21 protein-coding genes and 1 pseudogene are annotated in these 26,234 nt (G+C 51.0%); 11 read left to right on the forward strand and 11 right to left on the reverse strand.

From position 1 onward, the window contains the following. Positions 1-3: 3 nt before the first annotated feature. From AL515_RS17735 to AL515_RS17745, 3 genes are all read right to left on the reverse strand, one after another. Positions 4-465: a YjiG family protein gene (locus tag AL515_RS17735; protein ID WP_003037948.1), complete on the reverse strand. Its 462-nt coding sequence runs from the start codon at positions 463-465 to the stop codon at positions 4-6. 1 nt (position 466) lies between these two features. Beyond that, positions 467-1,126: a nucleoside recognition domain-containing protein gene (locus AL515_RS17740; RefSeq protein ID WP_003847228.1), complete on the reverse strand. Its 660-nt coding sequence runs from the start codon at positions 1,124-1,126 to the stop codon at positions 467-469. 166 nt (positions 1,127-1,292) lie between these two features. Then, a complete protein-coding gene (locus AL515_RS17745; protein WP_061068322.1) occupies positions 1,293-2,357 on the reverse strand; it encodes an AI-2E family transporter in 1,065 nt (354 codons plus the stop codon). Positions 2,358-2,583: 226 nt separating this feature from the next. Here AL515_RS17745 and bepA point away from each other — a divergent pair, with 226 nt between their 5' ends. After that, positions 2,584-4,047, forward strand: a complete 1,464-nt coding sequence (bepA, locus tag AL515_RS17750) for a beta-barrel assembly-enhancing protease (protein ID WP_048210942.1) — start codon at positions 2,584-2,586, stop codon at positions 4,045-4,047. A 12-nt stretch (positions 4,048-4,059) separates the two neighbouring features. Continuing rightward, positions 4,060-4,419, forward strand: a complete 360-nt coding sequence (gene arsC / locus AL515_RS17755) for an arsenate reductase (glutaredoxin) (protein ID WP_003037937.1) — start codon at positions 4,060-4,062, stop codon at positions 4,417-4,419. Positions 4,420-4,453: 34 nt separating this feature from the next. Here the strand turns inward: arsC and AL515_RS17760 are convergent, their stop codons facing one another. From AL515_RS17760 to AL515_RS17775, 4 genes are all read right to left on the reverse strand, one after another. Continuing rightward, positions 4,454-5,155 carry a DnaA inactivator Hda gene (locus AL515_RS17760; RefSeq protein ID WP_211924219.1) on the reverse strand — a complete coding sequence of 234 codons (702 nt, stop codon included), beginning with the start codon at positions 5,153-5,155 and terminating at the stop codon, positions 4,454-4,456. A gap of 95 nt (positions 5,156-5,250) precedes the next feature. Then, the gene (gene uraA, locus AL515_RS17765) at positions 5,251-6,540 is read right to left on the reverse strand and encodes a uracil permease (RefSeq protein WP_003037932.1); all 1,290 of its coding nucleotides are present in this window, start codon (positions 6,538-6,540) and stop codon (positions 5,251-5,253) included. 96 nt (positions 6,541-6,636) lie between these two features. Further along, complete coding sequence (gene upp / locus AL515_RS17770) at positions 6,637-7,263, reverse strand: uracil phosphoribosyltransferase (RefSeq protein ID WP_003037929.1); 627 nt, start codon at positions 7,261-7,263, stop codon at positions 6,637-6,639. A gap of 183 nt (positions 7,264-7,446) precedes the next feature. Beyond that, complete coding sequence (locus AL515_RS17775; RefSeq protein ID WP_105242186.1) at positions 7,447-8,877, reverse strand: 6-phospho-beta-glucosidase; 1,431 nt, start codon at positions 8,875-8,877, stop codon at positions 7,447-7,449. Positions 8,878-9,297: 420 nt separating this feature from the next. Here AL515_RS17775 and purM point away from each other — a divergent pair, with 420 nt between their 5' ends. The 4 genes from purM to ppx all read left to right on the forward strand — a co-directional run bounded on the left by purM (position 9,298) and on the right by ppx (position 14,800). Further along, positions 9,298-10,335, forward strand: a complete 1,038-nt coding sequence (gene purM / locus AL515_RS17780) for a phosphoribosylformylglycinamidine cyclo-ligase (RefSeq protein ID WP_003838485.1) — start codon at positions 9,298-9,300, stop codon at positions 10,333-10,335. Next, a complete protein-coding gene (gene purN / locus AL515_RS17785; RefSeq protein WP_061068323.1) occupies positions 10,332-10,973 on the forward strand; it encodes a phosphoribosylglycinamide formyltransferase in 642 nt (213 codons plus the stop codon). The genes purM and purN overlap by 4 nt, the downstream gene beginning before the upstream one ends. A 214-nt stretch (positions 10,974-11,187) precedes the next feature. Next, entirely contained in the window at positions 11,188-13,254 is a 2,067-nt protein-coding gene (gene ppk1 / locus AL515_RS17790; protein WP_061068324.1) for a polyphosphate kinase 1, read from the forward strand. A gap of 4 nt (positions 13,255-13,258) precedes the next feature. Next, positions 13,259-14,800, forward strand: a complete 1,542-nt coding sequence (gene ppx / locus AL515_RS17795) for an exopolyphosphatase (protein ID WP_061068325.1) — start codon at positions 13,259-13,261, stop codon at positions 14,798-14,800. On the opposite strand, the gene AL515_RS17800 is transcribed toward ppx, so the two are convergent. Further along, entirely contained in the window at positions 14,780-17,050 is a 2,271-nt protein-coding gene (locus tag AL515_RS17800; RefSeq protein WP_061068326.1) for a bifunctional diguanylate cyclase/phosphodiesterase, read from the reverse strand. The two genes, ppx and AL515_RS17800, sit on opposite strands and share 21 nt — an antisense overlap. A 366-nt stretch (positions 17,051-17,416) precedes the next feature. On the opposite strand from AL515_RS17800, the gene AL515_RS17805 reads away from it, so the two are divergent. The 4 genes and pseudogenes from AL515_RS17805 to AL515_RS17820 all read left to right on the forward strand — a co-directional run bounded on the left by AL515_RS17805 (position 17,417) and on the right by AL515_RS17820 (position 20,435). After that, positions 17,417-17,620, forward strand: a complete 204-nt coding sequence (locus tag AL515_RS17805) for a YfgG family protein (RefSeq protein ID WP_071887371.1) — start codon at positions 17,417-17,419, stop codon at positions 17,618-17,620. Between the two features lie 387 nt (positions 17,621-18,007). Continuing rightward, a pseudogene (locus tag AL515_RS17810) lies at positions 18,008-18,343 on the forward strand (mechanosensitive ion channel protein MscS); the annotation flags it as partial. A gap of 235 nt (positions 18,344-18,578) precedes the next feature. Then, positions 18,579-19,247 carry a hypothetical protein gene (locus tag AL515_RS17815; protein ID WP_061068327.1) on the forward strand — a complete coding sequence of 223 codons (669 nt, stop codon included), beginning with the start codon at positions 18,579-18,581 and terminating at the stop codon, positions 19,245-19,247. Positions 19,248-19,280: 33 nt separating this feature from the next. Continuing rightward, positions 19,281-20,435 (forward strand): hypothetical protein, encoded by a 1,155-nt coding sequence (locus AL515_RS17820; protein ID WP_061068328.1) that lies wholly within the window; start codon positions 19,281-19,283, stop codon positions 20,433-20,435. Between the two features lie 944 nt (positions 20,436-21,379). On the opposite strand, the gene guaA is transcribed toward AL515_RS17820, so the two are convergent. Then, a complete protein-coding gene (guaA, locus tag AL515_RS17825; RefSeq protein WP_048224996.1) occupies positions 21,380-22,957 on the reverse strand; it encodes a glutamine-hydrolyzing GMP synthase in 1,578 nt (525 codons plus the stop codon). Between the two features lie 63 nt (positions 22,958-23,020). Beyond that, positions 23,021-24,487, reverse strand: a complete 1,467-nt coding sequence (guaB, locus tag AL515_RS17830) for an IMP dehydrogenase (protein ID WP_061068329.1) — start codon at positions 24,485-24,487, stop codon at positions 23,021-23,023. A gap of 160 nt (positions 24,488-24,647) precedes the next feature. Here guaB and xseA point away from each other — a divergent pair, with 160 nt between their 5' ends. Next, positions 24,648-26,021, forward strand: a complete 1,374-nt coding sequence (xseA, locus tag AL515_RS17835; protein WP_061068330.1) for an exodeoxyribonuclease VII large subunit — start codon at positions 24,648-24,650, stop codon at positions 26,019-26,021. Here xseA and AL515_RS17840 read toward each other — a convergent pair. Continuing rightward, complete coding sequence (locus AL515_RS17840) at positions 26,018-26,233, reverse strand: zinc ribbon domain-containing protein (protein ID WP_061068331.1); 216 nt, start codon at positions 26,231-26,233, stop codon at positions 26,018-26,020. The two genes, xseA and AL515_RS17840, sit on opposite strands and share 4 nt — an antisense overlap. Position 26,234: the final 1 nt, after the last annotated feature.

Consider the following 26,234-nt stretch of genomic DNA (forward strand, 5'->3'; position numbering starts at 1 on the left):
TTGTCAGGCAATTACCTGCATAACCCAAATAGAGAGCAGCGCATTAATGACGCATACCGCAATAATCAGCGGGTAGTAACGGGGATGGACCCCCGCAGTTCCCAGGCAGCGTCCCACATTTTGCACCGGATTGCCCATCAGGTAGATAGCCGGTAGCAATACAGTCGCATCATGTCCCGAAAGCGTACCAGCAACAACCAGACTGGCACAAACGCCGACGCCGCCTCCCATACTCATCACCGCCGCCAGCAGCACGGTGGCAGATTCTCCCGGTAGCCCCCACAGCGCCATCACCGGTTCGCACACCCGCCCGACAATCTCGAGCAATCCCGTCACCTTCAGCGCCTGAATAATCACAAACGCCATCACCACGTTAGGTAACAGGCTGGTTGTAGCAATTGTAAACCCCCGCCGCGCGCCATCGATAAACATATCCATGACGTTTTTACGTACCTGCGTTGTCATCTCAGACCTCCTGCTGCAGACGGCGATTTTCCAGCTGCGCAATCCACAAACGCAGCAGATTCGCTCCCACAAATTTGAAGACAAGGATCACCGCCAGCGGCGTAATCACCGGAACGGTAACCACCGTAAACAGCGCAGCGCCAGAGGAAAAATAGTTGGTAATACACGCGCTACCGCTGGTTTGCCAGCAGGCAAAAATGGCACGCTCCTGTTCAGTAATAATGCCCTCTTCCGCCATCTCTTTGGTCATCCCGGCCGCGGCATCGGTATTTTGCAAATTCGCAATTAGCGCCAGCGAACAAACTCCCGGAATACCGAGTAACGGGCGCAGGACCGGCGTCATCAGCTGTTGTGCCGCACGTAAACCACCCAACCCTTCGGTGACGGAAATAATCCCGAGTGAAAGAATGACGGAAGGTGCCAGCTCAAGCGCGAATAAGAAGCCGTCTTTGGCCCCCATCCCTCCAGAGCCGCGAAAAGAGACCGCCGTGTCACCCGCCGCATTAATCTGCCCAAACGCGCCGTTGAGGACGGTGAAGTCAAAGACCCGCCACCATTCGGTACTTTTCGCAAACATGCCGGAAAAAAGGATAATCGTAATAAAAAAAGCGAGATAACCGCCCCATCCCACCTTTTGCTGCGTGTGTGTGTTGTGGCCCATTTTGTTCTCCTGTTGGTCTTATTCCTTGCGTGACAGAAAGACATCACGCAGGTCAAGTTAAAGACAAATGCGGAGAAAAACGACAGCAGAAGAGATTATTCAGAAAGTGTGGATAGAGGTCAGACAAGTTCGGATCCGGCGACATGATATCGCCGGATCTTACAGATTAGGGTTCGTCAACCGTCTGACCATCCGGCCAGGCATGCACCACGGCTTTGATTAGCGTCGCCAGCGGAATGGCAAAGAAAACGCCCCAGAATCCCCACAGACCGCCGAATATTACGACTGAGAGAATAATGACCAGCGGATGCAAATTTACGGCTTCGGAGAAGAGTACGGGAACCAGCAGATTGCCGTCCAGCGCCTGGATTATCAGGTACACGGCGAAACAGCTCCAGAACTCGGTACCGAGACCGAACTGGAATAACGCCACACCAACAACCGGAATCGTCACCACAAACGCGCCGATATACGGGATCAGCACAGAGAACCCCACCAGCACCGCCAGCAGCAGAGAGTAGTTAAGGCCAAACATCAGGAAACCCAGCCAGGTTGCAACACCGACCACCACCATCTCCAGTACTTTACCGCGGATATAGTTGGTGATTTGCTGGTTCATTTCTTTCCAGACCTGTCCTGCCAGTCCACGATTTCGCGGCAGCACCCGGCGCACAGCATTCAACATCTGGCTTTTATCCTTCACCAAAAAGAATACCATCAGTGGGACAAGCACCAGATAGACCGCCAGCGTCAGTAAACCAACCAGTGAAGCCAGCGAATATTTCACCACTGAATCGCCCATGGTGAGCATCCGGGAACGCATATTTTCCGCCATCGCATCAATGATGCCCGCATCCATCAGCGCCGGATAACGTCGCGGTAAGGTGGCGGCAAAGTCAGACAACTTGTTGAGCATGCCAGGCATATCGCGTATCAGATAGATGCCTTGCTGCCATGCAACAGGCATTACCACAAACGCCATCAGCAGTAAAATACCGACAAACACCACCAGCACAATTGACGTCGCCCAGCGCCGCGAGCAACCGATATTTTCCAGCCGGGCGGTAGGCCATTCCAGCAGATAAGCCAGCACAATCGCGACCAGCAGCGGCGCCAACAGACCACTAAAGAAGAACAGGATGCCAAAACCGGCAACCAGAATAATCAGCAAGGCAATAGCCTCTGGGTCGCTAAAGCGGCGGCGATACCATTGCGTCAACATTTCGAGCATAAAACCTTCCCTGAACCTCAATAGCGGGATTGCGATCCCGAATTGTATCGAAATGTCACAAAAAAGACTTCGCTTTTTATGACTGATTACGCAAAGTGAAAAGACATTTTTCCTGGGTGTTCATCGTCAGGTTTCACAGTTACACTCCCTAAGCTTGCAGAGTGTGAACGATACTTCACGGCATTGGTCAAATGGCTATCTCAAAAAAGAATACAGGACAGAGGTTATGTTCAGGCAGTTGAAAAAAAACCTGGTTGCTACCCTCATTGCCGCACTGACTATCGGTCAGGTCGCGCCCGCATTTGCAGACACCGCGGACACCCTGCCTGATATGGGAACCTCGGCAGGGAGTACGCTTTCCATAGGACAGGAAATGCAGATGGGCGATTATTACGTACGCCAGTTGCGCGGTAGTGCGCCATTAATTAACGATCCATTGCTCACCCAATACATTAATGCGCTGGGGATGCGTCTGGTCTCGCACGCCGACTCGGTAAAAACACCCTTCACCTTCTTTTTGATTAACAACGATGAAATCAACGCCTTTGCTTTCTTTGGCGGCAACGTTGTTTTGCACTCCGCGCTATTCCGCTATTCCGATAACGAAAGCCAACTGGCGTCGGTCATGGCGCACGAAATCTCCCACGTCACACAACGTCACCTGGCGCGCGCGATGGAAGATCAGAAACGTAGCGCACCGCTGACATGGGTTGGCGCATTAGGCTCGATTTTATTAGCAATGGCCAGCCCGCAGGCAGGGATGGCGGCGTTAACCGGTACACTGGCGGGTACTCGCCAGGGGATGATTAGCTTTACGCAACAGAATGAACAGGAAGCAGACCGCATCGGTATTCAGGTACTGCAACGTTCGGGCTTTGATCCCCAGGCCATGCCGACGTTCCTCGAAAAACTGCTCGATCAGGCCCGTTACTCTTCGCGTCCGCCGGAAATTTTGCTGACTCACCCCCTGCCTGAAAGCCGCCTGTCGGATGCCCGTAACCGCGCCAACCAGATGCGTCCGGTGGTCGTCCAGTCGTCAGAAGATTTTTATCTGGCTAAGGCACGAACCTTGGGCATGTACAATTCAGGCCGCAACCAGTTAACCAGCGATCTACTGGATAACTGGTCGAAAGGCAACGTACGTGAACAACGTGCAGCCCAGTATGGCCGGGCATTGCAGGCGATGGAAGCCAGCAAATATGACGAAGCACGTAAAGCGCTACAGCCGCTGCTCGCGGCGGATGCTAACAATGCCTGGTATCTCGACCTGGCAACGGATATTGATCTCGGCCAGAAGAAAACCAGTGATGCCATTAACCGCCTGAAAAACGCCCGCGACCTGCGCACTAACCCGGTCCTTCAGCTCAACCTGGCGAATGCGTATTTACAGGGTGGACAAGCCAAAGAGGCGGCGACCATCCTGAATCGCTATACGTTTAACCATAAGGACGACCCTAACGGCTGGGATTTGTTAGCGCAAACGGAAGCCAACCTGAATAACCGCGATCAGGAGCTGGCGGCGCGCGCAGAAGGGTATGCCCTCGCCGGACGTCTGGATCAGGCGATTTCAATGCTCAGCAGCGCAAGCTCTCAGGTGAAACTGGGCAGCCAGCAGCAGGCCAGATACGATGCCCGTATCGACCAGCTACGCCAGCTGCAAGAGCGCTTTAAACCGTACACCAAGATGTAACAGGAAAGAAAAATGTCAGACGCGATTAAAATCTACCATAACCCACGCTGCTCCAAGAGCCGTGAAACGCTGGAATTACTGAAGTCCAACGGCGTGGACCCGGAAGTGGTGCTGTATCTGGAAACCCCGGCTGACGCCGCGACTCTGCGTGAACTTCTGCAGATGCTGGGTATGTCCAGCGCGCGTGAGCTGATGCGCCAGAAAGAAGATCTCTATAAGTCGCTTAACCTAGCGGACAAAAACCTGAGTGAAGATGCGCTGATTCAGGCAATGGTAGAAAACCCGAAACTGATGGAGCGTCCAATTGTGGTTGCCAAAGGCCAGGCGCGAATTGGACGTCCGCCGGAGCAGGTACTGGAAATCGTCGGTTAATCTTAAGACTGCCGCAGTTTTCCGGCTGCGGCGCTTACAGCTTCAGAATTTCTTTTACGAAGGGGATCGTCAGCTTTCGCTGGGCGGTGATCGATGCGTGATCAAGCTGATCCAGCGTCATAAACAGCGTACGCATTTCCCGATCCAGACGCTTAAGCAGGAAGCGTCCCACATCTTCCGGCAGTTCAAACCCACGTAGCCTGGCGCGTAATTGCAACGCCTGCAGTTTATCCTCATCAGAAAGCGGCTGTAGCTTGTAGATTTGTCCCCAGTCCAGACGCGAGGCGAGATCCGGCAATCCCAGATTTAGCTGTCTTGGCGGGCGATCGCCGGTGATCAGCAGGCGTGTTTTCCCCGACTCCAGGATACGGTTGTAGAGATCAAAGATCGCCATTTCCCACAGCGAATCACCGGCCACACATTCGATGTTGTCGATGCAGACCAGCGATAAATGCTCCATCCCGTCGAGCACCTCGGGGACGAACCAGGTGCGTTTGTCGAGCGGCACATAGCCTACCGCATCGCCGCGCGCGGACAGTTCCGCACAGGCTGCATGCAGCAAATGGCTACGGCCAGCGCCTTCACGCGACCAAAGATAAATATACCCGCTATGTTCCTGACGCAGCACGTTTTGCAGTGCAGCCAGTAAAGAGGAGTTATCCCCCGGCCAGAAACTTGCGAAAGTTTCGTCGTCAGGAAGATAAAGTGGCAAAGAGAGCTGTGCCGGTGTGTTCAGAGATACCTCAACCCAGGATTTCATAAAATCGCGTTGAGTTTAACACAGAAATGCGTCGCGATAGAACCGGGCAGCATCGCCGCCCGGTCAAAGGTTTACTGTTGCTCAGTGTCGGCATCTTTGGCGTCGAGCACCACTTCTTCCGGACGCAGCAGGCTGATAACTTTGAAAATCAGGCTCAGACAGACACCCACAATGGTCGCCAGCGCCATGCCTTTCAGCTCAGCAGCACCGATGTGAACTTTCGCGCCGCTGACGCCGATGATCAAAATGACCGAGGTCAGGATCAGGTTCTGTGCTTTGTTGTAGTCAACTTTTGACTCGATCAGTACGCGAATACCGGAAGCGCCAATCACGCCGTACAGCAGCAGAGATACACCGCCCATGACCGGCAGTGGAATAATTTGGATCGCCGCAGCCAGTTTACCCACGCAGGAGAGCAGAATGGCGAAAATCGCCGCGCCGCCAATAACCCAGGTACTGTAAACGCGGGTAATCGCCATGACGCCGATGTTTTCGCCGTAGGTGGTGTTAGGCGTCGAACCGAAGAAGCCGGAGATCACCGTCGACAGGCCGTTAGCAAACATAGAACGATGCAGGCCAGGATCGCGAATCAAATCTTTTTTCACGATATTCGCCGTTACCACCAGGTGGCCGACGTGTTCAGCAATCACCACCAGCGCCGCAGGCAGAATGGTCAGAATAGCGACCCATTCAAAGCGCGGCGTGTAAAACGTTGGCAGCGCAAACCAGTGGGCCTGCGCTATCGGCGTAGTGTCCACGACGCCCATCACGAAGGAGAGCGCGTACCCGGCCAGCACCCCAATCAAAATCGGGATAATCGCCATAAAGCCACGGAACAGTACGGAACCAAATACCGTCACCGCCAGCGTCACCATTGAGATGATGATGGTTGTTGAGTCTGGCGCTTGTCCTTCAGCAGGCAGTAATCCCGCCATACCCGCAGCGACACCCGCCAGCTCCAGACCGATGACGGCAACGATTGCGCCCATCGCCGCAGGCGGGAACATCACATCCAGCCAGCCAGTACCGGCTTTCTTAACGATGAACGAAACCAGGCAGAACAGGATGCCACACATAATGAAACCGCCCAGCGCCACTTCATACCCTAGCGGGAGCAGCAGCAGAACCGGGGAAATGAACGCAAAGCTTGAACCGAGGTAAGCCGGAATTTTTCCTTTGCAAATAAAGAGATACAGTAACGTACCAATGCCGTTAAACAGCAGAACGGTAGCTGGGTTGATATGAAACAGGACTGGCACCAGTACCGTTGCGCCAAACATGGCGAACAGGTGCTGCAAACTAAGCGGGATTGTCTGTAAAAGCGGCGGTCTTTCACTCACCCCGATAGCACGGCGCGTCATAGTGTTTTCCTCTGAGTGTTGTTTGTTATTAGCGATTGGGTTGTTTTATTCAAAAAAAAGCCGACTCTTAAAGTCGGCTTCTTTTCACTTATTCGTTTACTTGGTACCAAAAATCTTATCGCCGGCATCGCCGAGCCCCGGAATAATGTATCCGTGCTCGTTCAGTCCCTGATCGATGGAGGCAGTGTACAGCTCAACATCCGGGTGCGCTTTTTCCAGCGCCGCGATACCTTCCGGCGCTGCAACCAGCACCAGGACTTTAATGCTGCTGCAGCCTGCTTTTTTCAGCAGGTCGATGGTCGCGATAACGGAACCACCGGTTGCCAGCATCGGGTCAACGATCAGCGCCATACGCTCATCGATGTTAGAAACCAGCTTCTGGAAGTACGGAACCGGCTCCAGCGTCTCTTCGTTACGGTACATCCCCACCACGCTGATACGCGCGCTCGGAACGTTTTCCAGTACGCCTTCCATCATGCCCAGACCCGCACGCAGGATTGGCACAACGGTGATTTTTTTACCTTTGATTTGGTCAACTTCAACCGGACCGTTCCAGCCTTCGATGGTCACCTTTTCGGTTTCCAGACCAGCGGTTGCTTCATAAGTCAGCAGGCTGCCAACTTCCGAGGCGAGTTCACGAAAGCGTTTAGTGCTGATATCGTTTTCACGCATCAGTCCCAGCTTGTGTTTGACGAGTGGGTGTTTGACTTCCACGATCTTCATACTCTTCTCCTTTCCTCAGACGAGTGGCAACCACAAAAAAAATCGCCGGATTATACCGCTTTTCGTCTCTGGCGCAACACTGCATACGCTTGATATGGATCAACCAAAATCGTTTGCGTCCGGATGATGAGTATAAAACAAGCCCCGCTTTGAGTGCGGAGCTTATTATCAACATCATGAATTTTATAGATTTTCAGCATTGTTCTGGATGACGTTTCTATACCAGGAAAAAGATTTCTTCGGCGAGCGTGCTAATGTCCCACTCCCGTCATTATTTTTATCAACATAGATAAAGCCGTAGCGTTTTTTCATCTCCCCCGTCCCGGCTGAGACTAAATCAATACAGCCCCACGGGGTATAGCCCATCAGATCCACGCCATCTTCCACCACCGCTTTTTTCATTTCGCGGATATGTGCGGCCATATAGTCAATACGATAGGAATCATCCACCGAGCCGTCAGCCTGCTGCACGTCAATCGCGCCAAAGCCATTTTCTACAATAAACAGCGGCAACTGATAATGATCCCAGAACCAGTTCAGCGAATAGCGCAGGCCAACCGGATCAATCTGCCAGCCCCAGTCCGATTTCTGCACATACGGGTTGGAAACCAGGCTTTTCGACTCGTCGTAATCCAGCTGTGGGTTGTCCGCCGTTGCCTGGGTCGCGAAAGACATATAATAGCTAAAGCCGATGTAATCAACGCAGCCCTCGGTCAGCGCCTGAAGGTCTTCCTGGGTGATATCCAGTTCAAAGCCACGACGGGTAAAGTAATTGAGAAGATGCTGCGGGTATTTGCCGCGCACATGGACGTCAGTAAACCAGTAACGCCGGTGCATAGCGTTCATCGCCATCATCATGTCGTTCGGCGCACAGGTCAGCGGATAAATTGGGCACATCGCAATCATGCAGCCAATTTGCAGCGCCGGGTTAATTTCACGAGCGACCTTTACCGCCAGCGCGCTGGCCACCAGCTCGTAGTGCGCCGCCTGGTACATGACCGGCTCGCGGTCTTCGCCAGGCAGATATTTCAGGCCAGAGTTAGTAAAGGGCGCGAAGTCTTCGTGATAATTTGCCTGATTGTTAATCTCATTAAACGTCATCCAGTACTTCACTTTGTGCTGGAAACGAGTGAAAACCACCCGGGCAAAACGGACAAAGAAATCGATAAGCTTACGGTTGCGCCAGCCGCCATATTCCGTCACCAGATGGTAGGGCATCTCGAAGTGCGACAACGTAATCACCGGTTCAGTGCCATATTTCAGGCATTCGTCAAACAGGTCATCATAGAACTGCAGGCCAGCTTCATTAGGTTGCGCTTCATCACCTAAAGGGAAAATCCGCGTCCAGGCAATAGAAGTACGAAAGCATTTAAACCCCATTTCGGCAAACAGCTTGATGTCGTCTTTATAGCGATGATAAAAATCGATGGCATCGTGGTTAGGGTAGTTTTTACCGGCAATCACACCGTCAGTAATTTCACGCGCCACGCCGTGCGCCCCCGCCGTCATGACATCAGCAACGCTAATGCCTTTACCGCCCTCCTGCCAGCCACCTTCCAGTTGATGAGCGGCGACAGCGCCACCCCACATGAAATCTGCTTTAAATCCTGACATCCCCTTCCCCTATCGTGATGAGTCTGCGCAAAACGCTCTATACCCGTCATACTTCAAGCTGCATGTGCGTTGGCTTTTCTCGCTCACTCCAGTCACGTACTTATGTACGCTCCTGGAGATTCGCTGCGTCGCCGCCTTCCTGCAACTCGAATTATTTAGGGTATAAATGAGCTCCGCAACAGAAAACAGAAACCGGTTTCAGTACGATACTGTGCATTCGGCTGGCAGGTTTCAAGCACAAGACTGTACCCGGTTTCATTTTCGTGGCACAGTTCAAACAAATAGATAAATGATTGTAAAATGCTGAAAAAACCAGCAGATAAAACTTGATGCAGAGCAGGCTCGCAAACGTTTGCTTTCCCTGTTAGAATTGCGCCGAATTTAACTTTTACTGCAAGTAAACATGTGGGGAAGCAGGCAGTGACCGATAAAACCTCTCTTAGCTACAAAGATGCCGGTGTTGATATTGATGCAGGTAATGCTCTGGTTGATCGAATCAAAGGCGTAGTAAAGAAAACGCGTCGTCCGGAAGTTATGGGTGGTCTGGGTGGCTTCGGTGCGCTGTGCGCATTGCCGCAAAAATATCGTGAACCGGTACTGGTTTCCGGCACTGATGGTGTTGGTACAAAACTGCGTCTGGCGATGGATCTGAAACGCCACGACACTATCGGCATTGACCTCGTCGCAATGTGCGTCAACGACCTCGTGGTTCAGGGCGCTGAGCCGCTGTTTTTCCTCGATTACTATGCGACCGGCAAACTGGATGTGGACACCGCAGCCAGCGTCATTAACGGGATTGCCGAAGGTTGTCTGCAGTCTGGCTGCGCGCTGGTTGGCGGAGAAACGGCAGAAATGCCGGGGATGTACCACGGCGAAGATTACGACGTGGCAGGCTTCTGCGTTGGCGTCGTCGAAAAGTCAGAAATTATCGACGGTTCTAAAGTGGCTGACGGCGACGTACTGATTGCACTCGGCTCCAGTGGTCCGCACTCCAACGGTTACTCTCTGGTGCGTAAAATCGTTGAAGTCAGCGGCTGTGACCCGGAAACCACCGAGCTTGAAGGCAAGTCGCTGGCCGATCACCTGCTGGCTCCGACCCGCATTTACGTAAAATCCATTCTGGAACTGATCGAGAAGGTTGATGTGCACGCCATTGCCCACCTGACCGGCGGCGGCTTCTGGGAAAATATTCCACGCGTTCTGCCAGACAACACGCAGGCCGTGATCGACGAGTCTTCATGGCAGTGGCCAGCCGTCTTCAACTGGCTGCAAACCGCGGGTAACGTCAGCCAGCATGAGATGTATCGCACCTTTAACTGCGGCGTAGGTATGGTTATCGCCCTGCCAGCTCCTGAAGTGGACAAAGCCCTGGCTTTGCTCAATGAGAAAGGTGAAAACGCATGGAAAATCGGTATCATCAAAGCTTCTGATTCCGAACAGCGTGTGGTCATTGAATGAAAAACATTGTGGTGCTCATTTCCGGTAACGGAAGCAATTTGCAGGCGATAATCGACGCCTGTGAACAGAAAAAAATCAATGGCACCATACGTGCAGTATTCAGTAACAAGGCCGATGCGTTCGGCCTTGAACGCGCACGCGAAGCGAATATTCCGGCGTACTCGCTGGAAGCCGCCCAGTTTGCCAGTCGCGAAGCCTTCGACCGCCAACTGATACAAGAGATTGACGCCTGGGCACCCGATGTCGTGGTGCTGGCCGGTTATATGCGTATCCTCAGCCCGGCGTTTGTCGCTCACTATGCTGAACGATTGCTGAATATCCACCCGTCTTTATTGCCAAAGTATCCTGGCCTGCATACGCACCGCCAGGTACTGGAAAACGGCGATGAAGAGCATGGTACCTCCGTCCACTTCGTCACTGATGAACTGGACGGCGGGCCCGTTATTCTTCAGGCCAAAGTTCCGGTATTTGAAGGCGATAGCGAAGATGACGTCACGGCGCGGGTTCAGGCCCAGGAACATACCATTTACCCATTGGTGGTAAGCTGGTTTATTGATGGTCGCCTGAAGATGCGTGATAACGCTGCATGGCTGGATGGCGTTCGTCTGCCGCCACAAGGCTACGCCGCCGACGAATAATAAAATCCAACCTGTAAGCCGAATATCACCATCCGGCTTACAGGCATAAATACCTTTTCCGGTTAACATCTCCGGTATTCATCTACACTCCCCCTTTCTCTTTGCTATCAGACGGTTTATTGTCATATTTTTCTGGCACAGTTGGACATCTGAGAGCAATGCTCGCCATAATTAACCGGTAGTGTCCCGTGAATGAAACGGAGTAAAAGTGGTAATGGGTCAGGAAAAGCTATACATCGAGAAAGAACTCAGCTGGTTAGCGTTCAACGAACGCGTACTCCAGGAAGCTGCTGATAAGTCAAACCCGTTGATCGAACGGATGCGTTTCTTAGGCATCTATTCCAACAACCTCGACGAATTTTACAAGGTGCGTTTTGCTGAACTGAAGCGCCGAATCATTATTAGCGAAGAACAGGGTTCAAACTCTCACTCCCGCCATCTGTTAGGCAAAATCCAGGCTCGGGTATTAAAAGCCGATCAGGAATTTGACGGCCTGTACAACGAGCTGCTGCTGGAGATGGCGCGCAACCAGATTTTCCTCATCAACGAACGTCAGCTATCAGCCAATCAACAGAGCTGGTTACGCCACTACTTCAAGCAATATCTGCGTCAGCACATTACGCCGATCCTGATTAACCGCGAGACGGATTTAGTCCAGTTTCTGAAAGATGACTACACCTATCTGGCGGTGGAAATTATCCGCGGCGATACAATCCGCTACGCGTTGCTGGAAATCCCTTCTGACAAGGTTCCCCGTTTTGTGAATCTGCCGCCGGAAACCCCGCGTCGCCGCAAACCGATGATCCTGCTGGACAACATCTTACGTTACTGCCTTGACGACATTTTCAAAGGTTTCTTTGATTACGATGCGCTGAACGCCTATTCGATGAAAATGACCCGTGATGCCGAATACGATTTGGTGCACGAGATGGAATCGAGCCTGATGGAACTGATGTCATCCAGCCTGAAACAGCGTCTGACCGCAGAGCCTGTACGTTTTGTTTATCAGCGCGATATGCCCAATGCGCTGGTTGAAATACTGCGTGAAAAGCTGACGATCTCTCGCTACGACTCCATTGTCCCCGGCGGGCGTTATCATAACTTCAAAGACTTTATTAACTTTCCCAACGTTGGCAAAGCTAACCTGGTGAACAAACCCCTGCCGCGTCTGCGCCATATCTGGTTCGATAAAGAGAAGTTTCGTAACGGCTTTGATGCTGTACGTGAACGCGATGTGCTGCTTTATTATCCGTATCACACCTTTGAACACGTTCTTGAACTGCTGCGCCAGGCCTCATTCGACCCGAGTGTGCTGGCGATAAAAATCAACATTTACCGTGTGGCAAAAGATTCGCGCATCATCGACTCGATGATCCATGCTGCGCATAACGGTAAAAAAGTGACCGTGGTGGTGGAACTGCAGGCGCGCTTTGATGAAGAAGCCAACATTCATTGGGCCAAGCGTTTGACCGAAGCGGGCGTTCACGTCATCTTCTCCGCACCAGGACTGAAAATTCACGCCAAACTGTTCCTGATTTCGCGTAAAGAAGGCGATGAGGTCGTGCGCTATGCACATATCGGCACCGGGAACTTCAACGAAAAAACAGCGCGCCTGTATACCGACTACTCGTTGCTGACCGCCGATTCACGCATTACCAACGAAGTCCGTCGGGTGTTTAACTTCATCGAAAACCCGTATCGCCCGGTAACGTTCGATTATCTGCTGGTTTCCCCGCAGAACTCACGGCGCCTGCTGTACAGCATGATCGACAAAGAGATCGCTAATGCACAGCAAGGGTTGCCTTCTGGCATTACCCTGAAGCTGAATAATCTGGTCGATAAAGGGCTGGTTGACCGCCTGTATGCGGCTTCATGTTCAGGTGTCCCCGTTAATTTATTGATCCGCGGTATGTGCTCACTGATCCCGAATCTGGAAGGCATCAGTGACAATATTCGCGTCATCAGCATTGTTGACCGCTATCTCGAACATGACCGGGTCTATATCTTCGAGAACGGGGGCGATAAGCAGGTGTATCTCTCCTCTGCTGACTGGATGACCAGGAACATCGATTATCGAATTGAAGTTGCCACACCGCTTCTTGACCCACGCCTTAAGCAGCGCGTGCTGGATATTATCGATATCCTGTTCAGCGACACGGTGAAAGCCCGCTTTATTGATAAAGAACTGAGTAATCGCTACGTACCGCGCGGAAACCGCCGTAAGGTTCAGTCACAATTAGCGATTTACGACTACATCAAATCACTCGAGCAACCTGACTAACTCTATGCCAATACACGACAAGTCTCCACGACCGCAGGAATTTGCTGCGGTCGACCTTGGTTCAAACAGTTTCCATATGGTCATTGCCCGCGTGGTTGATGGCGCAATGCAGATTATCGGGCGACTGAAACAACGCGTACATCTGGCGGACGGCCTTGGCGCGGATAACAAGCTAAGCGAAGAAGCGATGGAACGCGGATTAAGCTGCCTGTCGCTGTTCGCCGAACGTCTGCAAGGCTTTCCCCCGTCAAGCGTATGCATCGTGGGAACCCATACTTTGCGTCAGGCGCTGAATGCGCCAGATTTTCTCAAGCGAGCGGAAAAAGTCATCCCCTACCCGATTGAGATTATTTCCGGTAACGAAGAAGCCCGACTGATTTTTATGGGCGTGGAGCACACCCAGCCGGAAAAAGGTCGCAAGCTGGTTATCGATATCGGCGGCGGCTCAACAGAACTGGTGATCGGCGAAGATTTCGAGCCTAAACTGGTCGAAAGCCGCCGTATGGGTTGCGTCAGTTTTGCCCAGATGTACTTTCCGGGTGGTGCGATCAGCCGGGAAAACTTCCAGCGCGCCCGTATGGCGGCAGCGCAAAAGCTGGAAACGCTCACCTGGCAATTTCGAATCCAGGGCTGGAACGTTGCACTGGGAGCTTCAGGCACCATCAAAGCAGCCCATGAAGTGCTGCTGGAAATGGGTGAGAAAGATGGTTTTATCACCCCTGAACGTCTGGACAAGCTGACAACAGAAGTCCTGAAGCATGCGTCATTTGAGGCACTCAGCATGCCGGGGCTGTCAGAAGAACGAAAGGCGGTTTTTGTTCCCGGTCTGGCAATACTGTGCGGTGTTTTTGATGCCCTCGCTATTCGTGAACTCCGGCTTTCCGATGGTGCGCTGCGTGAAGGTGTACTGTATGAGATGGAAGGCCGTTTTCGCCACCAGGACGTTCGTAGTCGTACCGCCAGCAGCCTGGCAAACCAGTACAACATCGACAGCGAACAGGCCCGGCGCGTGCTGGAAACGACGATGCAAATGTACGACCAGTGGCATACACAACAGCCCAAACTGGCCAATCCTCAACTGGAAGCGTTACTGCGCTGGGCAGCGATGCTGCATGAGGTTGGGCTGAACATCAACCACAGCGGACTACATCGCCACTCGGCTTATATTCTGCAAAACAGCGACCTGCCAGGTTTCAACCAGGAGCAACAGCTGATGATGGCGACTCTGGTTCGCTATCATCGTAAAGCGGTTAAGCTGGATGATTTACCCCGCTTTACGCTGTTCAAGAAAAAGCAGTTCCTGCCGCTAATTCAGCTGTTGCGACTTGGGGTATTGCTCAACAACCAGCGCCAGGCAACCACTACGCCGCCGACGCTAACGTTGATTACCGACGATAACCACTGGACGCTACGCTTCCCGCACGACTGGTTTAGCCAGAACGCGCTGGTGCTGCTCGATCTGGAAAAAGAGCAGCAATACTGGGAAGCCGTCACAGGCTGGTGCCTTAAAATTGAGGAAGAAAACTCACCCGATATCGCTGCGTGAGTGATCGACAGGTGCCAGCGTGACTGGCACCTGTTCTTCCAGAGTTTTATGCAGCGGTCGCGGCTCACCAATCAGATAGCCCTGCAAATAATCAATCCCCAGAGAAATCACCGCACTGCGTATTTCTTCGCTTTCAACATACTCCGCGACCACCAACATTTTTTTCATCCGCGCCAGGTGACAAATCGAGGCCACGATTTGGTAGTCGAGACTATTTGAGACAATGTTACGGATAAAGCTTCCGTCAATCTTCAGGATGTCGGCACTCACATTTTTCAACCGCGCATAGCTGGCATAGCCGGTACCAAAATCATCGATTGCAATCTGACAGCCCAATGATTGCAGCTGCAGTAACGTTGCCTGTGCCTGTTCCGCATTGGTTAAGGCGTTGCTTTCCGTGACTTCAAAAATCAACTGCCACGCTTCAACCTTGTACTTAACCAGTAGCTGGTTGATGTCATGCGGAAGTCGGGCGCGACATATCGACGTGGGTGACAAGTTAATGGCAAACCGATGAGCGGGCATTTTCTCCCGATTCTGCGCCATAAATTTCAGCGTATTTTCAATGACCCACAGATCAATGCTGGATGACAAGCCAAACTCATGGGCTACCGGTAAGAAATTATCAGGAGCAATCGTTTCACCTTCATCGCCCTGAAGACGCAGCAGGATTTCATGATAAATATCGCCGCGTACGCCAGAAATCGGCTGTGCCATCAGGAAGAAGCGATCATGCTCCAGTGCCTGCTGCAAACGATTCATCATTGCCACTTTATCTTTCAGATCCCGCTGCAGGTGCATTACGCCACGTCGCTGCAAACTCTCCGGCATATTGGTTGCCAGCGAGAGCTCGGCGATGGTGCTTAACTCCCCCAGTAACAGATAAATGTGGTTAACGGGTGAGCGAACATAGCAAAAACTGATCCCAACCTGCGGTTGCAGGGGCATGCCATCCCAGACAAAACGGAATTGCCTGATATGTTTATCCAGCGCTTCAATACGCTGCTGATGTGACTCAGTATTAAAACGCAGTATTAAATCATTACCGGATAATTGAAAAACATATTCGTCTTGTTCCAGCAACGGCGCTATCCAATGTGAGAGTTTTTGCTTGTACTGGATACGCAACATAATACCGTAGTTTTTCACCAACAGTTCCATGCCCGGTATACGCAGAAAACAAAGCACTGACCATGGCGCTTTTTTCAGCGTTCGGTTCAATGCCCGCAGGTTTGGCAAATGCACCATCGGATCAAAATATGCCAGACGATGTGTGCGTCGGGTGACAAATCGCTGACGCGTTGCCAGCACGGCAATGTAATTTACGATGAAAGAAAAAACGAGGTAACTCGAAGAGGTAATTGCAAGTTGTGTATCGTAACCCGAATACCAGGGCATATAGCGCTGATAATAATGAATGGCAGTTATCAACACGACTGTCCATATCATTGAAATAAATCGGTAACCGTAACGCATTGCGCCCCATAACATGACGGGCAGTAACAGAGATAAGGTATAATTTGTGCTGAATATCGAACTCTGTTCATTTAACGGCATACACAACAGAGCCATCAATAAAGTCAATATTATCAACCAGACAGCAAACTCTGTTCGCGTTACTTTGGTGTCAAATTGCTGCTTTAATTGCGAAAAATAGCCCCGTATATGCAGCGGGTTTCGAATGGTTCGGATGATAAAATAGCATAGAGGTATACCAACAAGGTTCCCTACCAGCATAGCCTGGTAGTTGATCAACGTTCCGGTATTAAAGGGCATGACGCCCACCATACCTGATTTGCTCTCGTATACACCAACAAACGCAGCGAACTGGAAGAGAATCAGGAATAGCGTTGCCGGACAGAAAACCTGCCAAAATATTCGCTGAAACATCAGATGGGAGTCGCCGTGCGCCACGTTGTTTCTCCGGGGAGCAAAAACTTTATATCCGCCCCAACTAAGCACCACTGTAACTATAAAGTGCGTAATAATTGACAGCGTTTCAAATAACCCAACCTGCGGATATTTGTACCAACCGATAGCAATGATTATTCCTGGCAGTGCCGCCCAACTAAAAAACAACATCAGGCTAATCATCAGCGCTAAAGGCAGGTAAAAAAGGATGACTGTACCGGTACTAATATGTGCGTAGGTATTGGCAGTGCTCAATAACGGCAACAGTAAAGATGGTAAGATGAGGGGCAGCGCCCACCATTTATCTCTAATATTTATATAGTTTTTATTGAGTTTCATAGATGCTCAGTAGAATCCCTCACATCATGTAGGGGTATTTTCTGTGAAGGGCATTCAGACAGGCATCCCACCTGACTTTAAAACTATGATGTAATACACATCACAATGACTCATCAATTTTAGTTACGGATAATCGACGGGGTTTGATGTATGTCAAAAAAAATATCCCCCATTAATCAATTATTACCTTTTTCTTTATTTATGATCGTTTATTCATTATTAATGCAAATAATAATATTAGTTTCCATAACATAAGTGGATAAAACCGTTGATGCAATTTTACATAACGAAGAATTGACCATTCCCTCTTAGTGTGCCTTAATGTAAGTATCGCCCACTGGTTGGGTACACTTTAAGGAACCTTTTGTGAGCCAGGTTACCAGCCTACGCAAACGACACCGATTTAACAGTCGCATGATCCGGATCGTACTGCTTATCAGCTTCATCTTCTTCTTCGGACGCTTCGTCTACTCTGCTATCGGTGCGTGGCACCACCACCAGGACAAGAAAGAATCCCAGCAGACCACCTTGCCGCAACAGACTTCTCCTGCTCAAACTGACGAACGCTGAACGCTCGTATCTGTGATCCCCTGTCTTAAGATTCCTTACCGGATGGCTAATCGCCTGACATTTAACCATCCGGTAAGGGATTTGAGCGATGAAACAATACGCTGTCTTACCCACCACACGCACTAAGTTATCGGATAAAAGACCGTGTTTTTCGCACAAATGCACAATCTTTTAATCCCACTTCACCTCACCATTCGCGCTCATTTTTACGTTCTTGTTTACTGGACATAAAAAAGACAAATACAGTTCAAACAGACGCTAATTAATATCGCCAGCATATATCACTGACGTATACATCAATGTTTTGCATGAGAATTAAATACTTATTTGAATCGTTACCATTTTTGAACACAAACAGGATAATACTATGAGTAGTTTTTCATTTTTCCCCAAAAATTCATTATCGCCATCATTGGCATAGGCTACCAGAGTCGGATTGCGGAAGTGAAACGCGTCATTACGCATATTATTGAGCAGGATGAACGCGTTGATCGGAGTCGCGGTATGACCGTGCATCTGGGCGAACTTGCCGCCTCATCGCTTAACTTCTATGTTCGCGTTTGGGTGCGTAACGGCGAATACTGGAATACCTATTACGATCTGCTGGAAAACATCAAAGAAGCGATGGATGCCAACCATATCGACTTGCCCTATCCGCAGATGGATATCCGTGCTCAAAACGCCCCATCACAATCACAGCCTCACCTGCAGATTGTCGATTAAAATATTTATTCCCTCTGCTGGGCCGCATTAGCGTTGACTAATCGCTTAAACACCCATCCTTAGATAAAATTTAAAAATTAAATGCTAAAAAAGAAACCGTAAATATCATCATCGTTACATGTTTCCATGTCTCACATTACAGGCTACAAAAAACAACCTCCCCCCTCCCCAACATATCTGTACAATACTCTCTATCGTTTTCTATGCTTTATTCATGATGAAGGAATCCATAAAAATGGAACAACCGGTCAAATGTGACCCACATATCCTGTCGTTACTGAAAAAAACCTCCCTCAATCACATTGACTATCTGGTCGACGTTCTGACAGACAACGGTAAAGGCCGGGTAGCATTATCATCGTCCGTTAAGGACTTACTACTCGAAGAGAAGGCAGAACGGGACTACAGCGAGCGTGGGCTGCGGCATCTGCTACATGAATTGCAGGAATATGGCGGACACTCGCTCGTTAATATTTTCCGCAGTGAGCCATTGCCTTATTCTGAGTTATTAACCGATGTTCATAAAAAGCTCAATGGCAAAGACAGCAAGAAAAAAAATAACGTCACAAAAGAACGGGAAATCGTCCTAAGTTTGTTTGGTGATGACTGGCAGTCATTAGCCGATCATGAACGTTGGGAGCGCTGCACAGAAACGAAAGTTATCTCCGGTTTTTTCAAGATGCAAGATAATCTGCGCATAAACGATAAAGGGGTTGTTATCGGCCTGTCAGCTGCGGCAAGCGTAGCGGCATTTACCGCGCTCCGCTTACATCCCGTCACTGCTATCGTCAGTACGGTCAGCCTTGCTAACCAAACGCTTGGGGAGGCATACCGGGTGACAATTCCGTTCATTGCTCATATCGCGATGCTCAACATGCTTCACTCGCCCAAAATAGCGCAGTAAAAATACCGTAACTAATCGAGCAGAATTCACCCTATGTCAACTTTAGCGAATAACAATCAGATACCTGAGCAAGAAGCGGCCTTCGAAGTGGACATCGTCGACGCGCAAAATAATGCCCTGGTGAAAATACACAGCCAGCCTGGATACTGGCAAGATCTTGCGCAACAGGACTCACAGACGGAACTGGATCCCAGCAGCATTTCACTCTTTAATCACTGGCTCAGTAGCGTCCCCACCGTCGCCACTGCCATTGCAGGTAACGCGACACAATTAATGACCTGTTCTTTCGAATACAGCCAACTGGTACAGGCGAAAGATGGCAGCGGAGCAATCGGTGCGGTACTTAATCCAGACACCAACAAAATTGGCGCACAAGCCCGATTTCACGAAGCTGAAAATCTGAAGTCGCTGGTCAATGCCAGCCTGGTTTTTAATATCGCGTCACAACTTCTGGCCCAAAAACATCTTGCCGATATTAATGAGAGACTGCGGATCATCGAACAAAAGATCGATTCGATTAAAGGCCATCTTGAACAATCGCGCCTCGCGAATATCCAGACTTTCCATGAACATCTCAATATTATTGGTTTATTACTGAGCCGTAATGAAATTATCACCAAAGAGTCACTACTGAACCTCGCCAAAAGCGCGCAGGAAGTGCGCTCGCAGGTTAAGCATCTTGAAAAGGATATCACTCAGGCATATCGAGAAATTGAACAATTTGAACCGACCAGTTGGTTTGGATCTGACGATCTCCGGGAAGCGCTCAAACTGAAAATCAGCAATGTTGAACGGTTGCAGCGTGAGTATCTGACGGGTATGCAATGTTTGTTAGTTGCTAATCTCATCCTGTTCATCAAGCATGACGGCAACCAAGAGTTTGTCCTGACAAGCGAATTATATTTAAAAGAACTGAATGCCAGCAACGGCATATTTCAGCAATGGGAAAAAATAAAACGTAAAGTCGCCCATCATCTAAGCAAGATGAAGCCATTATTTGAACGAACAAGCAGCACCCAGGCAAATGCCTTACAGGTAGAACGCAAGCTAAATCAAACGGATAGCCTACTTAATACTGATAACGTTTTACTTACACAACTCGGCGAACGCATCCAGGCAGCCCAATCACCGCAGGTATTGTTAGAGATTGTGGATAATAAGGTGCTGAGAGGTCGCTTTTTGCGTTAGCATACCGACGCTAACTAAACGTCAAGAATTGGCTATACAATACGAGATGTCGCGGCTGGAGCAGCGGCATCTCGCCAACCAAGAGGATGAAGGCGTGCTGGCGGTGATATCCACAAATTATTGATATTTGGCAATCCCATTCTAATGGCGATCAACTTGAAACATACGCTATAAATTCTGCAAGAATATATCCAGTTTTAGTAATAACGATCCTTATTCAACTTTTAATCCTATCCCATTCCTTAACCGTGAATATTTTGCCCAAAATGGTTTTATTAACTGAAGAGAAACATTGTTTCCCGGCGAAAGACTATTGTGGATTTCAGCAAAAGATAGTTCAACATCGGATTCATATGCAATATTTGGAGCGCAAGACCTTGTTCAAATAATAAGCAGAGCATGGACTCCCAGAAGTAATCAATATGGATATTCATTATTATTAAATGATTTTCTTTATGACTCGACTTGGGATGCTGCACGAACGGCTATCAATAAAACTTTATCTTTCCCAAGAACATGGGCACTACGCACTAACAGAGGGGCAGAATGGGAAGCATTGGGAATGCCAACTCATACCTCCTGAATTTTGGCTACCTCAGCTTAAACTTAGGCGTTGATGAAACAGAAAGCGCAAACATTTCAACAAGATTCCCTTAACCCTTTTTGCTCATGCGCGAGGCACTTTTCTGCCCAGCCAGATGGATCCCCAGCCTCATGCAATAAAATGCAGACCGTTCGTCGCATATCATTGAAGGTAAAATTTGTGAAAGTTTCCGCATTTCTGATCAGATTTTACCATCACGTTTCTTCGCAGCAAGCGAGGTCCGGTGGGCGATACGGCCACATAGAAAATTCATGAATACACATAAATAAAAACCCTCTGTAAAAACAGAGGGTTGATTGCATTTTTACCTGTTCATGAAAACTCAGAAAGGGTTATCGGCTTATTCCCACTCAATGGTAGCCGGCGGCTTACCGCTGATGTCATACACCACGCGAGAGATACCGTTAACTTCGTTAATGATGCGGTTAGACACGCGGCCTAAGAAGTCATACGGCAGGTGCGCCCAGTGGGCGGTCATAAAGTCGATGGTTTCTACTGCACGCAGGGAAACAACCCAGTCGTACTTACGGCCATCGCCCATGACACCAACGGAACGTACCGGCAGGAACACGGTGAACGCCTGGCTGACTTTGTTGTACAGGTCGGCTTTGTGCAGTTCTTCGATGAAGATAGCATCCGCACGACGCAGCAGGTCGCAGTACTCTTTCTTCACTTCGCCCAGCACGCGAACGCCCAGACCCGGCCCCGGGAACGGGTGACGGTACAGCATGTCGTACGGCAGGCCCAGTTCCAGACCAATTTTACGCACTTCGTCTTTGAACAGTTCACGCAACGGTTCAACCAGACCCATCTTCATCTCTTTCGGCAGGCCGCCCACGTTGTGGTGAGATTTGATAACGTGCGCTTTACCGGTGGCGGAAGCCGCGGATTCAATCACGTCCGGATAGATAGTGCCCTGCGCCAGCCATTTCACATCTTCCAGCTTCAGCGCTTCTTCGTCGAACACTTCAACGAATACGCGGCCGATGATCTTACGTTTCGCTTCAGGATCGTTCTCGCCTTTCAGCGCGTCGAGGAAACGCTGTTCGCCTTCAACGTGAACGATGTTCAGGCCGAAATGGTCACCAAACATATCCATGACCTGCTGGGCTTCGTTCAGGCGCAGCAGACCGTTGTCGACGAACACGCAGGTCAGGTTTTTTCCGATTGCACGGTGCAGCAGCATCGCAGTCACAGAGGAGTCAACGCCACCGGACAGACCGAGGATAACTTTATCATTGCCAACCTGCTCACGAATGCGGGCAACGGCGTCATCGATAATTTTTGCCGGCGTCCACAGCGCTTCACACTGGCAGATGTCGCGCACAAAACGCTCCAGCATGCGCATTCCCTGACGGGTGTGGGTAACTTCCGGGTGGAACTGCACGCCGTAGAAGCGTTTTTCTTCGTGCGCCATGATAGCAAACGGGCAGCTGTCGGTGCTGGCAACGGTCACGAAACCTTCCGGAATGGCGGTCACTTTGTCGCCGTGGCTCATCCACACATCCAGCAACGGTTTGCCGTCTGCGGTCAGGGAATCTTCAATACCGCGGACAAGCGCGCTGTCGGTCTGAACTTCAACCTGCGCATAGCCGAATTCACGTTCGTTAGAACCTTCAACATGACCACCGAGCTGCATTGCCATGGTCTGCATGCCGTAGCACACGCCGAACACCGGCACGCCCGCATTGAAAACGTATTCCGGCGCACGCGGGCTGTTTGCTTCGGTGGTGCTTTCCGGGCCACCGGAGAGGATGATGCCGCTCGGGTTGAACTCACGGATTTGTGCTTCAGTAACATCCCATGCCCACAGTTCACAGTAGACGCCCAGTTCACGTACGCGACGTGCAACCAGCTGAGTGTACTGCGATCCGAAATCGAGGATGAGAATGCGATGTTTATGAATATTGTCTGTCATTGACGCTAATTCCGAGGCAAGTGAAACAAATTCGCCCGGCATATAGCCGGGCGCGGAAACTTATCAGGAGCCCATGCGGTAGTTAGGGGACTCTTTGGTGATGGTCACATCGTGAACGTGACTTTCCTGAATACCCGCACCGCTGATGCGTACAAACTCTGCTTGAGTGCGCAGCGCGTCGATAGTACCACAGCCGGTCAGACCCATACAGGAGCGCAGGCCGCCCATCTGCTGGTGAATGATCTCTTTCAGGCGGCCTTTATACGCTACGCGGCCTTCGATACCTTCCGGGACCAGTTTGTCAGCAGCGTTGTCGCTCTGGAAGTAACGGTCGGAAGAGCCTTTGGACATCGCGCCAAGGGAGCCCATACCGCGGTATGATTTGTAAGAACGGCCCTGGTACAGTTCGATTTCACCCGGGGATTCTTCGGTACCCGCCAGCATAGAGCCAACCATGACTGCAGCAGCACCAGCAGCGATTGCTTTCGCGATGTCGCCGGAGAAACGAATACCGCCATCGGCGATAACCGGAATACCGGTACCTTCCAGCGCTGCAACCGCGTCAGAAACAGCGGTGATCTGCGGTACACCTACGCCAGTTACGATACGAGTCGTACAGATGGAGCCAGGACCGATACCCACTTTCACCGCGCTACAGCCGGCTTCCGCCAGTGCGCGAGCACCAGCGCCAGTTGCCACGTTACCACCGATTATCTGCAGATCAGGATATTTAGCGCGAGTTTCACGAATACGCTGCAGTACGCCTTCAGAGTGACCGTGAGAGGAGTCAATCAGCAGTACGTCAACGCCCGCGGCAACCAGCGCGTCAACACGCTCTTCGTTACCCGCACCCGCGCCGACAGCAGCGCCAACGCGCAGACGACCATGCTCGTCTTTACACGCGTTAGGTTTACGTTCAGCTTTCTGGAAATCTTTAACGGTGATCATACCGAGCAGATGGAAGCTGTCGTCAACAACCAGCGCTTTCTCAACGCGTTTTTCGTGCATTTTGGCAAACACGACATCGCGCGCTTCGCCTTCACGAACGGTCACCAGACGCTCTTTTGGCGTCATATATACGCTAACCGGCTGGTTCAGGTCAGTCACAAAACGTACGTCACGACCAGTGATGATGCCGACCAGTTCGTTATCTTCGGTCACAACCGGGTAGCCTGCAAAACCGTTACGCTCGGTCAGTTCTTTCACTTCGCGCAGCGTGGTGGTTGGCAGAACGGTCTGTGGGTCAGTCACCACGCCAGATTCGTGTTTCTTCACGCGGCGAACTTCTTCCGCCTGGCGCTCGATGGACATGTTTTTGTGGATAAAACCGATGCCGCCTTCCTGGGCCAGGGCAATTGCCAGGCGCGCTTCCGTCACGGTGTCCATTGCTGCGGAGAGCATAGGAATGTTCAGGCGAATGGTTTTCGTCAACTGGGTGCTGAGGTCAGCAGTATTCGGCAGAACGGTAGAATGAGCGGGAACGAGGAGGACGTCGTCAAACGTCAGGGCTTCTTTTGCGATACGTAGCATGGGCAATATCTCACCTGGGAGGTTATTAAATATTGCCGCGGCATTATACAGAGCGTAACCGATTGCATCCACACTTTTTTGCAAAAAAACCTTGCGCTCCTCTGTGAGCATGTTACTTTCGACTGAATAACCTGCTGATTTAGAATTTGATCCCGCTCACATGTTATCTTCTCAGACCTCCTCAATTTTTACCGTAAGCCGCCTGAATCAGACGGTTCGTTTGCTGCTTGAGCAAGAAATGGGGCAAGTGTGGATCAGCGGTGAAATCTCCAATTTCACTCAGCCGTCCTCGGGTCATTGGTACTTCACGCTCAAAGATGACACCGCTCAGGTTCGCTGCGCGATGTTTCGCAACAGCAACCGCCGGGTAACGTTCCGCCCACAGCACGGGCAGCAGGTACTGGTACGCGCCAACATTACATTGTATGAGCCGCGTGGGGACTACCAGATAATCGTCGAGAGCATGCAGCCAGCTGGCGAAGGGTTGTTGCAGCAGAAATACGAGCAACTGAAGGCGAAGCTCCAGGCCGAAGGCCTCTTTGACCAACAGTTCAAACAGCCGCTCCCCTCACCTGCGCACTGCGTTGGGGTCATCACCTCGAAAACCGGCGCCGCGCTGCATGATATTCTCCACGTGCTGAAGCGTCGTGACCCTTCCCTGCCCGTGATTATCTACCCAACCGCCGTCCAGGGCGACGATGCGCCGGGACAGATTGTGCGCGCCATTGCGCTGGCGAACGCGCGGGGCGAGTGTGATGTATTAATCGTCGGGCGCGGCGGCGGCTCGCTGGAAGATTTATGGAGCTTTAACGACGAACGGGTAGCGCGGGCGATCTTTGCCAGCCGGATTCCAGTCGTCAGCGCCGTCGGCCATGAAACCGATGTGACCATCGCTGACTTCGTCGGCGATCTGCGCGCGCCAACGCCATCTGCGGCGGCCGAAATTGTCAGCCGCAACCAGCTTGAACTGCTGCGTCAAATTCAGCAGGGTCAGCAACGTCTGGAAATGGCGATGGATTACTATCTCGCCAACCGAACTCGCCGATTTACCCAGCTTAATCACCGCTTGCAACAGCAGCACCCTCAATTGCGTCTGGCCCGTCAGCAGACCGTGCTGGAACGACTGCGTCAGAGAATGAACGCCGCTCTTGAGAATAAGATTAAACAGGCAAATCAGCGCCAACAGCGCATGCTGCAGCGTCTGAATCAGCAAACCCCACAGCCGCGTATTCACCGCGCGCAAACACGTATTCAGCAACTGGAATACCGACTGGCGGAAAATATCCGCGCGCGGCTAAGCGAGCAGCGCGAGCGTTTCGGCAATGCGGTCACGCATCTGGAGGCGGTCAGCCCACTGGCGACGCTGACACGTGGTTATAGCGTCACTACCGCGACAGACGGCAAAGTGCTGAAGCAAACCAAACAAGTGAAGGCCGGTGATGTGCTCACCACCCGACTGTCAGATGGCTGGGTAGAGAGCGAAGTGAAAGGCGTAACGGCGGCAAAGAAAACGCGTAAAAAAAAGCCGGATTAAACCGGCGCAAACTCCACGCGTTTTTTCGAGATAAGGCCATGACCGTTCTGACAGAAATAATCCACTGCGCCGCAGGCTTTTAACACTTGCAGTGGCAGATGGCACTCCGGACAACGCGCTTCTAACGGAATATCTTTTTTGCAGTTTTCACAGTGCGCCACACCGTTTTGCTGTTCCAGTTCTGCGTGACATTCCGGGCAGTTCATTGACATG

The sequence above is a fragment of the Citrobacter sp. FDAARGOS_156 genome, from assembly GCF_001559235.2.
GTDB classification, from domain to species: Bacteria; Pseudomonadota; Gammaproteobacteria; order Enterobacterales; family Enterobacteriaceae; genus Citrobacter; species Citrobacter youngae.